This is a genomic window from Nocardia sp. NPDC127526 (assembly GCF_042672265.1).
Lineage (GTDB): Bacteria > Actinomycetota > Actinomycetes > Mycobacteriales > Mycobacteriaceae > Nocardia.
In genome coordinates, this window is sequence record NZ_JBHXVO010000013.1 from 1 (window position 1) to 12,664 (window position 12,664).

The window sequence follows — 12,664 nt, forward strand, 5'->3', positions numbered from 1 at the left end:
GCCACCAACGATACGCACATTTGGACACCGCCCGAAGCTTCTCGCGTGCAACCCCTTTCGCCGACACCGCTTCGTTACCGCCCCAAACGAACCCCCCCCCCCCCCCCCCCCCAACCCCCCCCCCCAAGAGAAAGGGGGGGGTGGGGGCCCCCCCCCCCCATCGCCGATCCTGCGTTCCCAGGTCGATCGCCCGTCGGGTTGGCAGCGATCGACCCGACGGCCATCTGGTCAGCGTCACCCTGGTCCGGGCGCCGCACCAGATGGCCGTCGCCGCGCATACATGTGGTGTGGGGCGCGGGTCAGGTTGGGCGGAGGTTGGTGACTGGGCGGGCGGTTGCGGTGCTCAGGCGGGCGGCTACCAGGGAGCGGTGGCAGGCTTCTGGGTCGCGTTCTACGCAGAAGAGGGCGAAGGTTGAGGTGGGTGGGAGGGTGGATAGGAGGGCGGGGAGGTTGAAGGGGGTGAGGATTTCTTGGGTGTAGCGGGTGATGTAGGCGGGGGAGAGGGCGGTGCGGGTGCGTTTGCCTACGCCCTGGCGGGCGTCTTCGCGGTATTGGAGGTGGCGGAGGTCGGTGGTGGGGGCCAGGGGTTTGATGTGGCGGTAGGTGATGTTGGCGGTGGTCAGGGATTGTTGGAGGCGCGTGGCGTTGGCCCAGGAGTAGTCGGGGCCTCGGACGCCTCGGCGTTGGCGGAGGTCGAGGAGGAGGTCTACGCCTTCGGTGATTAGTTGGTGGAGGAAGGTTTCGGCGGTGAAGCCGTAGACGCCGATTGTGGTGATCCGGTTCATTGGGGTGCGTCCGTGAAGGATCTGGCCAGGTCGTTCGGCTTTGTGGCCACTTTCTCGTTGGTCATACCGATTAGGCTCTCGGGGAAACATGACATCTTGTGTCGGGTATTTCTGAGAAGGTTTTTGCATGCGTGCTGATCGGTTGGTGTCGCTGGTGTTGTTGTTGCGGCGGCATGGGCGGATGACGGCGCCGGAGTTGGCGCGGGAGTTGGAGGTTTCCACTCGGACGGTGTTGCGGGATATCGAGGCGCTGTCGGGGGCGGGGGTGCCGGTTTATGCCGAGCGGGGGCGGCATGGGGGGTTTGCGTTGATGCCCGGGTTTCGGACCGAGCTCACGGGGGTGAATCATGATGAGGCGCTGGCGCTGCTGGTTGCTGGGTCGCGGCGGGGGGCGCAGGCATTCGGGCTCGGGTCGGCGCTGGCCTCGGCCATGCGGAAGGTGGTCGACGCGTTGCCCGAGAGCAATCGGGCCAATGCGACGGGGGCGGCGGAGCGGTTGCTCATCGACCCGGAGACCGACCTGCTCTCGCGGCGGCTGGTTGCGGAGGAGGTGCCCGAAGCCGTGGTTGCCGAGGTTCGGAAGGCGGTGTTCGCCGGGCACAAGTTGCGTATTCACTATGCGGCCGTGGATCAGCGGCCGAAGTGGCGCACGGTGGACCCGATCGGGCTGGTGATCGTGCGCGACCACGTTTACCTGCTGGCTACGAGGTCCGGTGCGGACCGTACCTACCGTTTGTCCCGGGTCCTGGCGGCCGAGGCGCTCGCCGAACCTGCTCAGCGACCGGAGCGGGTGGATCTGGACCGGGCCTGGCAGGAACGGAGCACGCGGTTTCGGACCGGCGGCGACCTGGTCACCGTGCTGGTGCGGGTGGACCCGGCGCGGCGGGAGGAACTGGTGGGCACCGCGCTGGCAGTGCTCACCGAGGAGACCGACGCGGAGGGGTGGCTGCGACTCGAGGCGACCTTCCAAGATGCGAGACATGCCGAATGGGCGCTGTGGCAGCTCGCCACGAACGCGGAAGCCCTTGCCCCGCAATGGTTGCGCACCTCCTTGCGCGACCGCGCCGCCGCCCTCGCCACCCGCTATGGACGGTCACCTTGAAATTCGTCGACGGCGTGGGCGGCCGTGCGCTCCGCCCAGTCCTCCGGACATCGCCTCGACCTCCGGACACCGGGTCGATTTCGCAACATCACCTTGTCCCTCGGCCGCCCGGATAGGCGCTGTCTCCGGAAGCGCTGTGGCGCAAAGCCGGGATTAAACTCACGGCGGTGGGATTGGTTTTCGAGACGCGGGCTTCGGATTCGCCGTGGATCGACTCCGTGTGGACGTGCCGCAGCGAGCAGGTCGCGGAAATGACCTCGGTCGCGTGCGAGACCTGGGGTCTGGTGTTCTGGGAGCAGGACGGCGTGGCGTACGCGTCGGTCACGGGGCCCGAGCGCCGGACCGGGACCGCACCGGTGCCCGAGGGGGCGGATTTCGTGGGAATCCAATTCGCGGTGGGCACCTCACTGCGCGCGGTGGCCGCGCCGGCCCTGGTCGACACCGGTCTCGTGCTGCCGGATGTGACCCACCGCAGCTTCTGGCTGGACGGCACCCGCTGGGAGACACCGTGTTTGGACGATGCCGAGGCGCTCGTCGAACGGCTCGTGCGCGACGGCGCGGTGGTCCGCGACAGCCTGGTCGCGGAGGTGCTGCGGGGTCACAGCCCCGCGGCCACCGACCGCACGGTCGAGCGCCGCTTCCGGTCGGCGACGGGTCTCACCCAGGGCGCGGTGCGGCAGATCGGGCGGGCCCGCACCGCCGCGCTCCTGCTGTCCGCGGGGGAGAGCCCGGGCGATGTCGTCGCCAAGCTCGGCTATTACGACGAACCCCATCTCGCCCGGGCGCTGCGGCAGTACGTCGGGCGCACCGCGCGGGAACTCCGCGAAGGCCGCGGCGGTGCGATCGCGCTCGATGCCGCTCAGCGCACCACGTCGTAGATGAGCTTGGTGACGCCGTTGGAGTAGCCGGCGGACTCGCGCAGGCGCAGGTTCTGCTTGTCGCGGTCGGCCCGGCTGAACAGGCTCTTGCCCGCGCCCAGCAGGACCGGGAACACCAGCAGGTTGTAGCGGTCGATCAGATCCGCATCGGCCAGCCGCCGGGCCAGCTCGGCGCTGCCGTGAATGAAGATGGCGCCGCCGTCGCCCTGCTTCAGTTCGGCGATATCCTCGACCGACCGCAGGATGGTGATCGGACCCCAGCCCTCGATCAGCGCATCCTCTTTGAGCGTGGTCGACACGACGTACTTGGGCAGCTCCTTGTACGCGGCGTGATCCTCGGAATCGCGCCAGATCGGGGCGAATGCCTCATAGCTGTTGCGCCCGAACATGAGCGCCGAGGTGTCGGCCAGTTCCTCGCCCTTGAGCGAGTACGCCTCGGGCACGAACTCGGTTTCCATCACCCAGCCACCGCTGCGATGCCCCTCGACCTTGCCGCCCGGCGAATCCACCACGCCGTCCAGCGACATGAAGCCCGTGTAGACCAGTTCCCGTGTCAAAACATCCTCCTGAAGATCAGCGGCGAAGCGTGCCGGTGGTAAGCCTACGGACGGGCGACGCCGCCGTCTTGGACAAAACCGACACGCTTTCGCATGGCTGATCGTCGCACGCTCAGCGGCGCGACCAGCCGGTGTATCCCTCGGCGAAATACGCCGCACCGTGGCGGGACCCGGTGACGAGCGCGAGTTCGGCGCGCTGCCGTTCGAGATCGAAATCCGATGCGCCGTCGATGCTGTGCAGCATGGTGGTCGCCCAGTAGGAGAAGTGCTGCGCCTTCCACACGCGGTCGAGTGCGCGGGGGGTGTAGCGCTCCAGCGCGTCCTGGTCGCCGGCGAAGTAGTCGGTGAGCACCTCGTGCAGGACGCGCACGTCCGCGAGCGCGAGATTCAGCCCCTTGGCTCCGGTCGGCGGAACGGTGTGGGCGGCATCGCCGGCGAGCAGGATGCGGCCGTGCCGCATGGGCGCGGTCACGAAGGACCGGAACGGGAGCACCATCTTCGCGCTGATCGGACCCTCCTGCAGCGCGAAACCGTTGCCGTTGACGCGGCGGCGCATCTCGGCCCAGATGCGGTCGTCGTCCCACTCCTCCGGGCGTTCGGCGGGCGAGCACTGGAAGTACATGCGCTGCATGGCCGGAGTGCGCTGGCTGACCAGGGCGAAGCCGTGCTCGGAGCGGGCGTAGATCAACTCCGGATGGGATTGCGGCGCCTCGGTGAGGAATCCGAACCAGGCGAAGGGATATTCGCGGAACCATTCGGTGCGGGTGCCCTGCGGAAAGGCGTGGCGGCAGATCGAACGGGACCCGTCCGCGCCGACCACCAGATCGGCATCCAGCCGCGCGGGACCGCCATCGGCTTCGACGAAGGTGACCACCGGCCGCTCACCCGAAACATCCACCGCCGTATCGCGAATCCCATAGCGCACGTCACCGCCGTCGGCCTGGCGGCGCTCGGCCAGATCGATGAACACCTCGGTCTGCGGGTACAGCCACACGGATTCGCCCACCAGATCCTGGAAATCGATGCGATGATTCTCGCCGTCGAACCGCAGCACCACGCCGTCGTGACGGTCGCCCTCGGTGATGACCCGATCGGACACCCCCGAATCCGTCAGCAGCCGAACCGATCCCGCCTCGAGAATGCCCGCCCGGATGGTGGTCGCGATCTCCTCGTGCGTGCGGATATCGAGCACCACCGCATCGATTCCGGACCGGTGCAGCAGGTGCGAGAGCATCAGCCCGGCCGGCCCGGCGCCGACGATCGCTACCTGTGTCCGCGTGGATTTCATACGGTTTGCCCCTTCGAAGTCTCGGCGGCGACCGGTGCGGCCGCGCCCGTTTTCAGCCCGGCGACCGCCGCCATGGCGAGCATGCCGAGGCCCGCGACCGCGGCGAAGAAATAGAAGCCCCACGGGTACGCCGACCCGGCGGCAATGAGCCATCCGGTGAAGGTCGGCCCGAGGATGGCCCCGAGCCGCCCGACGCCCGCGGTCATGCCGAGCGCGGTCGCCCGCACCGCCGCCGGATACGCCTGCGTGACATAGGCATAGACGAGCACCTGCGCCGAGAACACGAAAATGCCCGTGACCAGCACCAGCACATTGAGCAGCAGGGTGCTCGGCACCTTCACGCTCAGCAGTGCGAGCAGCACCGCGGCCGCCGCGAACCACAGCAGCACAATCGGTTTCGTCCCGCGCTTGTCGGCCAGGATGCCCGCCGCCACCAGGCCGATGATCGCGCCCACGTTCAGCACCAGCAGCAGCGTCAGCGAGGTCGACATGTTGTATCCCGCATCGCGCATGAGCTTCGGCAACCAGGTGTTGAGCCCGTAGACCAGCAGCAGGCCCATGAACGACCCGACCCACACGCCCAGCGTGGTCCGCAGATATCTGGGCGCGAGCACGACGGTCGCGGGAACCCGCTCGGGTGCGGCCTGGGCGGCCAGATACGCCTCGGACTCGGGCAGCTTGGCCCACAGCACCGGCAGCAGGAGCAGACCGGCCAGGCCACCGGCGTAGAACAGCGGCTCCCAGTGTGGAATCAGTTGCAGCGCCAGCACGGAGGTCAGCACCGCGCCGGCGTGATATCCGGTCATGGTCAGGGTGCTGGCGAAGGCTCGCCGCTCGAGCGGCACCTGCTCGGCCATGAATGTCAGCGCGGTCGGCAGGCACGCGCCGAGCCCGATCCCGGCAATGAGCCGGAACGCGCCGAAAACGGCGACCGACCCGGCCAGCGGGACCGCCGCGGTGAAGACCGAGAACAGCGCGATCGCGCCCAGCAGGACCTTGCGGCGACCGTATCGATCGGCGACCGGACCCACCAGCACCGCGCCGATGGCCACGCCGACCAGCGAGATGGTCGCGGCGAATGTCGCGCGAGCCGCGGTGAATCCGAGGTGATGCTGCTCGATGAGCGTGGGAATGACCGCCCCGAGAACAACGAGGTCGTATCCCTCGAGCACGACGATGAGCCAGCACAGCACGGCCGGCGTCGACGGCAGTTTCTTCATGATGATGTTCGTTTCTTATGCGTCGGCCCGGCCACAGCCGGCACCGAATAGTGATGGCAGTCACGGTAGGCTGGCCAGCCGGCAGAAATCCAATAGATGTATTTTTCGATTTGTATAGAGGAGATCGATGGCCGCCGAGTTCGACCTGAACCTCGTCCGCACCTTCGTGCTGCTGTACGAGACCCGCAGCGTGACCGCCGCCGCGGAGTTGCTCGGCGTCACCCAGCCGACGGTCAGCTACGGGCTCGGCAAGCTGCGCCGGCGGCTGCACGACGAGCTGTTCGTGCGCGGTCCGGGCGGGCTGGTACCGAGTTCGGAAGCCGAACGGCTCTATCCGCCGCTGCGCGCCGCCATCGCCGAGGTCGATGAAACACTCGGCGCCGCTACGGAATTCGATCCGAGCCGCCCGACGCGGTTCTCCCTCGGCCTGTCCGATCTCGGCGAGGTGACCGTGCTGCCGCTGGTGCTGTCGGCCCTGGCCGCGCTCGCGCCGCAGGCGAGCCTGGACGTGGAGGCCTTCGATATGGACACCGCCACCGACCGCCTGGCCCGCGGCGCGGTCGACGCCATCGTGGCCAGCCCGGTCCTCGATTCACCCCGATTGACCCGCACCCCGCTGTTCCGCGAGGGCTACGCCGGACTGGCCGCGGCCGGGCACCCGCGGCTGCGCGGCGACACCGTCGCCGAAGCGGACCTGCGCCGCGAGCGGCACATCGTGGTGGAGGGCGTGACCGGACATCCCGGTCCGCGCAAGGCATTACACGATCACGGCCTCGAAGACCGGGTCGCGGTCCGCGTCACCCGCTTCGCCACCCTGCCGTACGTGGTGCAGGACAGCGACCTGGTCGCCATCGTCCCCGAACGCGTCGCCCGCGCCCTGGCCCGCACGCATCCGGTGCGGGTGTTCGCCCTGCCGTGGCCGATCGAACCGGTGGAAGTGGCGGCCTACACCCGGCGCGCCCCCGGCCGCGGCGCCGCGCAGCGCTGGTTCCTGGGCGTGATCCGGGCGGCGCTGCACGATCTGTCCGCCACCTGACGCGCGGGCGGGTGCGCGATGCTGCGGATTCGCTGTGCTGTCGGGGCGCACCGCTAATCTGCTGGGATGGTCAGACCGGAGTCGGCGCTGCGCCGCCTGATGCGCGAAACAGGAAAGCTGTTGCAGGCCTACGGGTTCGAGGGCGCCGAGCCGACCTGGGCGCGAGCCGGGGAGGGCGGCGTCGCGACGGTCGGGCGCACCCGGGTGACCCGCGCCTGGACGGCCGGTCAGCATGAACTGAGCTTCGGCCTGACCCTCGATGTTACGCCGACCGGCTGGTGGGAATTCCGCAACTGGCGCGAGACGCGAGAAGGCAAGCCGCCCATCCCCATCGAGCAGGCCGCAGGCCCCGGGCTGATCACCGACTTCGGCATACCGGCCCGATTGTGGTCGCTGCGCGTGGATTCGACCCAGCAGGGCCAGCACGCGCGGCAGGCCGATATCGACGCCATCCGCGCCGAACTGCCCAAACGAGTGCACACCTGTGCCCGCGCCGCACTGCGACTGGCCGAACCGGGCCGCTACCTCGAGGAGCTGCTCGCCCGCCCCGACCCCGGAATCGGAACCCGGGAAGCGATCGTGGTCCTGCTCGCCGATCACGGCCCGGGCCCGCAACTCGACGACGCCATCGAGCATCTCCGTGCGGGCTACGCGCACCGTGACGCGCCGGCCTACGCCGAAGAGGTCATCCTCGCCTACGTGAATTCCCGGGTCGCCCTGGTCTGAGCCCGGGGTAGAGAGCGGACATATCCGACTGTGTGGCAATGTGTAGAGCCGGATGTCGGTGTGTGCTCGGAGGGCTGTGGGTTTGGATTCGTGGTTGGGACGCAAGAGTTTTCACCTGATCCGGATCGTGGCCTTCGGTTTAGTGGTCGGTGCGGGGGTTTTCGGGAATCCGGTGCCGGCGGCAGCGGGGGAGGGGGCGGACACCTACCTGGACGAGCTGGCCGAGTCAGCGAAAACCCCTGTCCTGCAGTGGGCGGACTGCGCCGACGGATTCCAGTGCGCGACCGCGCAGGTGCCGCTGGACTATCAGCGAGCGCAGGCCGAGCAGATCGATCTGGCGGTCATCAAACTGCCCGCCGCCGATCCGGCCGCCCGCATCGGCACGCTGTTCGTGAATTTCGGCGGTCCCGGGGCCTCCGGCGTGGATCGACTACGCGAGCGGGCGAGCTGGCCGTGGCTGTTCTCGGCGGAACTACGTGCACGATTCGACATCGTCTCGTGGGATCCGCGGGCCACGGGCCGCAGCGCGACGGCACGGTGCTTCGCGAATACCGAAGAGCAGCTGGCCTTTCTGGGCGGCTATCCGGATATGCCCGGCGACGCATCGGGTGAGGCGGCGTTCTTCGCCTACTCCAAGGATTTCGCCGATCGCTGCCGCGAATCGGCCGGCGCCATCCTCGATCACGCTTCCACCGCGAACACCGCCCGCGACCTGGACCTGCTGCGCCGCGCGGTCGGTGATGCGCAGCTGAGCTATCACGGCATCTCCTACGGCACGCAGCTCGGCGCGATCTACGCCAATATGTTCCCCGGCCGGGTGCGCGCCATGGTGTTCGACGGGTCGCTCGATTTCGCGGGCAATGCGAACGGGCATGGCGGACAAGGCGCGACCGTGCCCCTCGACACCCGCCAGAACGTCGCCTCCGGCATCTCGGCCACCTTCGACGAATTCCTGCGCCTGTGCTCCGCGGCCGGACCGAAGTGCGCATTCTCCGAAGGCGATCCGGCCTTGAAATGGCGAGTGCTCGCGGAACGGGCGCGCCTGGCTCCGATCCGTGTGAACGGTGAGCCCTACACCTATTCGTCGATCATCAATGCGGCAGCGAGCCTTTCGCAGCCGTCGGTGTACCCCGACCTCGCCCGGCTGCTGCAGAGCCTGTTCGATGCGGGCACGACCTTCCCCGGCATTCTGCCGATCGCCGATTCCGCCGCCTACACCGCCAATCGCACCGAGGCCTTCCACGCCATCCAGTGCAGTGACAGCGTCGTCCCCACCGATCCGGCCGTATACAGCCGCGCCGCGATCACCGAGGATCTGCGCGTGCCCTACTTCGGGCGCATCTCCGTCTACTCGCTCATGGCCTGCGCCTACTGGCAGGGTCACGACGCGGACCGCTACACCGGCCCGTGGAATCGGCAGACCTCCGCGCCGATTCTGGTGCTGAACAGCCGCTTCGACCCCGCCACACCGCTGGACGGTGCTCGCGCGGGCGCGGCGCAGCTGTCCCATGCCCAGGTGGTCGTGGTCGAAGGCGCGGGACACAGCAGTATGTACGTGCCCAGCACCTGCGCCGAGCAGGTCAAGCGCGAATACCTGTTCTCCGGTCAGCTCCCGCCCGCAGGCACCGGATGTGCCGCCGACGCCTCGCCCTTCGGCTGATCGCCGTCGTTCCCGGAACCGGCGGCCTGATCGTGCCAGACTGAGCACCGTGAGCGAGCCAAAGATCGAATCCGGCCGGGACAAGCCGGCCGACACACCGCCGGACCGGGGCACCATCATCGGGCAGGGCATTCTCTGGCTCGCCAAGTGGTCGCTGTGCATCGTCGCCATTGCCGCGGGCGCCTGGGTGCTCGGCTTCGTCATCGCCAAGTTCTGGGTGGCGTTGCTGCCCATGGCTTTGGCGCTGGTGGTCTCGACCGTGCTGTGGCCGCCCACGCGGTTCCTCACCGCGCGGGGCCTGCCGCCCGCGCTGGCCGCCTCGATCACCACGGTCGGATTCCTCGGCATTCTGGCCGGAGTCATCGCGCTGATCGTGCCCTCGGTGGTGGATCAGGCGCCGGAACTGGCCGACCGCTCCACCGAGGGCATCAACAAGGTGCGCCAATGGCTCGAGGGCCCGCCGCTGAATATTCGGGAAGAGCAACTGAATTCGGCGGTGGACGCGATCATCTCGCGGCTGCAGTCCAGCGCCGAGCGCATCGCGACCGGCGTCTTCACCGGCGTCAGCACCGCCACCTCGGCCATTGTCACGCTGTTCCTGGTGCTGGTGCTGACCTTCTTCTTCGTCAAGGACGGGCCCAAGCTACTACCGTGGCTGCACTCGATCCTCGGCACCCGCAGCGGCCGGCACATCGAAGAGGTGCTGAACCGGGTGTGGGTCACCCTCGGCGGCTTCATTCGCACCCAGGCGCTGGTGAGTCTCATCGACGCCGTGCTCATCGGCGGCGGCCTGGTCGTTCTGGGCGTCCCCTTGGCCGCGGTGCTGACCGTGCTCACCTTCCTCGGCGGCTTCATCCCGATCGTCGGCGCCTTCGTCGCCGGCGCGCTCGCCGTGCTGGTCGCCCTGGTGAGCAAGGGCGTGACGACGGCGCTCATCGTGCTGGCCATCATCATTGTGGTGCAGCAGCTGGAAGGCAATGTGCTGCAACCGGTTCTGCAGAGCCGCAGCATGCAGCTGCACGCCGTGGTGGTGCTGCTCGCCATTACCGTCGGCGGCGGCCTGTACGGCATTGTCGGCGCGTTCCTCGCGGTGCCGACGGCGGCGGTGCTGGCCGTGGTGCTGCGCTATCTGGGCGAGCAGATCGATCTCCGCACCGCGGAACCCGCGCCGGACCCGGGCGAGGACGAGTAGGGCGTCCGGCTGGCTACTCTGGGTCGGGTGAATGCTCCAGTTGTCGCATTGGTGAAGATCGCCGCTGATCTCGACGCGGTGACCACGGTCGGACCCGAGGACGATCCGGCCGAAGCCGGGCTGACGCCGCTGGCGATCGACTCGATCTGGGAGTCGGTGCGGGCGTGGTATCGGATGGGCACCACGCCCGCGATCCAGATCTGCCTGCGGCGCAACGGGAAGGTCGTGCTGAATCGCGCGATCGGGCACGGATGGGGCAATGCGCCCGGCGATGGGCCCGAGGTGGAGCCGATCCCGCTCACCCCCGATATGCCGTTCTGCGGATTCTCCACGGCCAAGGGCGTTTCGGCGGCCCTGATGTACATGCTCGTCGAACAAGGAGCATTCCGGCCCGAAGACCCGGTCTCCGCATACATTCCCGAGTTCGCGGCCAATGGGAAAGCGGGCATCACCATCGCCGATGTGCTCTCGCACTCCGCCGGTGTGCCGTTCGTGACCAAGCCCTATCGCGGCTACGAACTCGTCGTCGACGAAGAGGTGGCCGCGCGCGCACTGGCCGATCTGAAGCCGAGCTGGCCGGCGAACCGATTTCGCGTGTATCACGCCCTGACCAGCGGATTGATTCAACGGCTGCTGGTGCAGCGGGCGACCGGGAAGCCGATGCGCGAGCACTTGAGCGAGCAGGTCCTGCAACCGCTCGGCTTCCGATGGACCAACTTCGGGGTCCGCCCGGAGGAGGTCGACCTGGTCGTGCCCAGCGTCAAGGTCGGCGCGAATCCCTCACGCATGTGGAGCTACCTGGCCCGCAAGGCCCTCGGCGGCGGCATGGGCGGACCCATGTCCGAGGCCGCCAACCGCGCGTTCCTCACCGCGGAACTGCCGTCGGGCAACCTGGTCACGACGGCTGCGGAGCTGTCGCGCTTCTATGAAATCCTCGCTCGCGGCGGCGAATTGGATGGCGTGCGCATCATGCGACCGGACACCCTGCGGGCCGCCGTCGCCCCGGCCAATCGGATTCCCGGCGCGGCCGGTCGCGTCAGCCGGGCCGGTTACGAACTCGGCGCGCACCGTTCCAAATTCGGCCGCGACACCGAATCGCATTTCGGCCGCAGCGGTTTGACGACCCAATACGGCTGGGCCGACCCGGCTCGCGGCCTGTCGGGCGCCATCCTCACCAATGGCAAGGCCACCACCGACCTCGACCGCCCCTGGAAACTGGTCGAGCAGATCTCCGGCACGATTCGCGTCCTCCGTCCGGAGGCGCAGCTCTTCACCCTCTGATCCGGATTGCGGGATGGTCGCGGGCAGGTGATCGACAGTCGGCGAATCGCGGTCGCGCGCAGGTCTCCGGGGGTAGCATGAAAACCCGCTGACCTGCGATGGGACTGCGTCGGCGCCTATCACCCGAGGACTCGTCATGAACGGTCTCGCCCAGATCGCCGCCCTCGTCGGCGCGATCGCCTACATCGGGGCCGCGCCCCTGGAAATGTTCTTCTACGGCCGCCCCGCCGTCCGCAAACTTCTGCACGTCGACACCGACAATCTCGACGACGTGCGCATGTGGGCCTTCGTCGTCGGATTCCGCAATATGCTCGGCGGCATCGGCACCATCATCGGCCTGATCATCCTGCACAACGGCGACGAGACCGTCGGCCGCACCGTGGTGCTGACCGCCTCCTGGTACATGCTGCTGGCCGGCCTCGCCATGCTCATCGCCGACCTGCTCGGGCTCTGGCGGCCCAAGTGGGGCAGCGTGCTCGGCACCATCGGTTCCAGCCTGCCGCCGCTGGTGGCGATCATCGCGGCCTCGGTCTAACCCGCCGCGCCCTCAGCCGACAATGAGCAGCGGCTGGGTTTCGGTTGCGGGGGAAAGGGTTTCGACGACAGCGGTCAACCGGATCCGCGCGGCACCGATGGTCCCGGTGAACGCCCGCCGGCCATCGGCGGCCTCCCGATCGGTCGTGGACTCCACCATGTCCAAGGCCCGCGCCCACTGCAACAGCTGCGCGCTGGCCTCGGCATCCGGTAGGTCCGGATGGACGGTGCCCCGGAACTCCGCCTCGCCCGACGCGGTCGCGAACCGCGAACAGCAGTCCCACATCCACGTCATCTGCGGCAGCGGCATACCGGCCACCGCGGCGGCATAGGAGTTCACCGTCTGCGAGACGGTGTCGATCGCGGCCATCGTCAGCGAATCGGTCACAGCGACAGGGTGCCATC

General features: G+C 68.4%; 13 protein-coding genes. 8 read left to right on the forward strand and 5 right to left on the reverse strand.

The genetic code is table 11. The annotated features are described in order from the left end of the window. Positions 1-299 precede the first annotated feature (299 nt). Positions 300-785 carry a DUF488 domain-containing protein gene (locus tag ACFVIV_RS21335; RefSeq protein WP_379198846.1) on the reverse strand — a complete coding sequence of 162 codons (486 nt, stop codon included), beginning with the start codon at positions 783-785 and terminating at the stop codon, positions 300-302. Positions 786-912: 127 nt separating this feature from the next. Here ACFVIV_RS21335 and ACFVIV_RS21340 point away from each other — a divergent pair, with 127 nt between their 5' ends. After that, positions 913-1,887 carry a helix-turn-helix transcriptional regulator gene (locus tag ACFVIV_RS21340; RefSeq protein WP_379198848.1) on the forward strand — a complete coding sequence of 325 codons (975 nt, stop codon included), beginning with the start codon at positions 913-915 and terminating at the stop codon, positions 1,885-1,887. 167 nt (positions 1,888-2,054) lie between these two features. After that, complete coding sequence (locus ACFVIV_RS21345) at positions 2,055-2,765, forward strand: helix-turn-helix domain-containing protein (RefSeq protein ID WP_379198850.1); 711 nt, start codon at positions 2,055-2,057, stop codon at positions 2,763-2,765. Here ACFVIV_RS21345 and ACFVIV_RS21350 read toward each other — a convergent pair. From ACFVIV_RS21350 to ACFVIV_RS21360, 3 genes are all read right to left on the reverse strand, one after another. Then, entirely contained in the window at positions 2,747-3,322 is a 576-nt protein-coding gene (locus ACFVIV_RS21350) for a dihydrofolate reductase family protein (protein WP_379198851.1), read from the reverse strand. The two genes, ACFVIV_RS21345 and ACFVIV_RS21350, sit on opposite strands and share 19 nt — an antisense overlap. 112 nt (positions 3,323-3,434) lie before the next feature. Further along, entirely contained in the window at positions 3,435-4,610 is a 1,176-nt protein-coding gene (locus tag ACFVIV_RS21355) for a 4-hydroxybenzoate 3-monooxygenase (protein WP_379198853.1), read from the reverse strand. Continuing rightward, positions 4,607-5,830 carry an MFS transporter gene (locus ACFVIV_RS21360; protein WP_379198855.1) on the reverse strand — a complete coding sequence of 408 codons (1,224 nt, stop codon included), beginning with the start codon at positions 5,828-5,830 and terminating at the stop codon, positions 4,607-4,609. Before ACFVIV_RS21360 ends, ACFVIV_RS21355 begins: the two co-directional genes overlap by 4 nt. 127 nt (positions 5,831-5,957) lie before the next feature. Between ACFVIV_RS21360 and ACFVIV_RS21365 the strand changes: the two genes are divergently transcribed. From ACFVIV_RS21365 to ACFVIV_RS21390, 6 genes are all read left to right on the forward strand, one after another. Continuing rightward, positions 5,958-6,866, forward strand: coding sequence for a LysR family transcriptional regulator (locus tag ACFVIV_RS21365; RefSeq protein WP_379198857.1), 909 nt, complete (start codon positions 5,958-5,960; stop codon positions 6,864-6,866). Positions 6,867-6,932: 66 nt separating this feature from the next. Beyond that, positions 6,933-7,592: a hypothetical protein gene (locus tag ACFVIV_RS21370; protein WP_379198859.1), complete on the forward strand. Its 660-nt coding sequence runs from the start codon at positions 6,933-6,935 to the stop codon at positions 7,590-7,592. Positions 7,593-7,686: 94 nt separating this feature from the next. Next, positions 7,687-9,252 (forward strand): alpha/beta hydrolase, encoded by a 1,566-nt coding sequence (locus tag ACFVIV_RS21375; protein ID WP_379198861.1) that lies wholly within the window; start codon positions 7,687-7,689, stop codon positions 9,250-9,252. Between the two features lie 49 nt (positions 9,253-9,301). Continuing rightward, positions 9,302-10,444, forward strand: a complete 1,143-nt coding sequence (locus tag ACFVIV_RS21380; protein WP_379198863.1) for an AI-2E family transporter — start codon at positions 9,302-9,304, stop codon at positions 10,442-10,444. A gap of 27 nt (positions 10,445-10,471) precedes the next feature. Beyond that, entirely contained in the window at positions 10,472-11,725 is a 1,254-nt protein-coding gene (locus ACFVIV_RS21385) for a serine hydrolase (protein WP_379198865.1), read from the forward strand. 136 nt (positions 11,726-11,861) lie between these two features. After that, positions 11,862-12,260 carry a DUF1304 family protein gene (locus tag ACFVIV_RS21390; RefSeq protein ID WP_379198867.1) on the forward strand — a complete coding sequence of 133 codons (399 nt, stop codon included), beginning with the start codon at positions 11,862-11,864 and terminating at the stop codon, positions 12,258-12,260. Positions 12,261-12,272: 12 nt separating this feature from the next. Here the strand turns inward: ACFVIV_RS21390 and ACFVIV_RS21395 are convergent, their stop codons facing one another. Next, the gene (locus tag ACFVIV_RS21395) at positions 12,273-12,647 is read right to left on the reverse strand and encodes a hypothetical protein (protein WP_379198869.1); all 375 of its coding nucleotides are present in this window, start codon (positions 12,645-12,647) and stop codon (positions 12,273-12,275) included. Positions 12,648-12,664: the final 17 nt, after the last annotated feature.

Excerpts from the sequence above, each read along its gene's own strand:
- ACFVIV_RS21335 (WP_379198846.1), bottom strand. The coding sequence starts at position 785 with ATGAACCGGATCACCACAATCGGCGTCTACGGCTTCACCGCCGAAACC.
- ACFVIV_RS21340 (WP_379198848.1), top strand. The coding sequence starts at position 913 with ATGCGTGCTGATCGGTTGGTGTCGCTGGTGTTGTTGTTGCGGCGGCAT.
- ACFVIV_RS21355 (WP_379198853.1), bottom strand. The coding sequence starts at position 4,610 with ATGAAATCCACGCGGACACAGGTAGCGATCGTCGGCGCCGGGCCGGCC.
- ACFVIV_RS21360 (WP_379198855.1), bottom strand. The coding sequence starts at position 5,830 with ATGAAGAAACTGCCGTCGACGCCGGCCGTGCTGTGCTGGCTCATCGTC.
- ACFVIV_RS21365 (WP_379198857.1), top strand. The coding sequence starts at position 5,958 with ATGGCCGCCGAGTTCGACCTGAACCTCGTCCGCACCTTCGTGCTGCTG.
- ACFVIV_RS21370 (WP_379198859.1), top strand. The coding sequence starts at position 6,933 with ATGGTCAGACCGGAGTCGGCGCTGCGCCGCCTGATGCGCGAAACAGGA.
- ACFVIV_RS21390 (WP_379198867.1), top strand. The coding sequence starts at position 11,862 with ATGAACGGTCTCGCCCAGATCGCCGCCCTCGTCGGCGCGATCGCCTAC.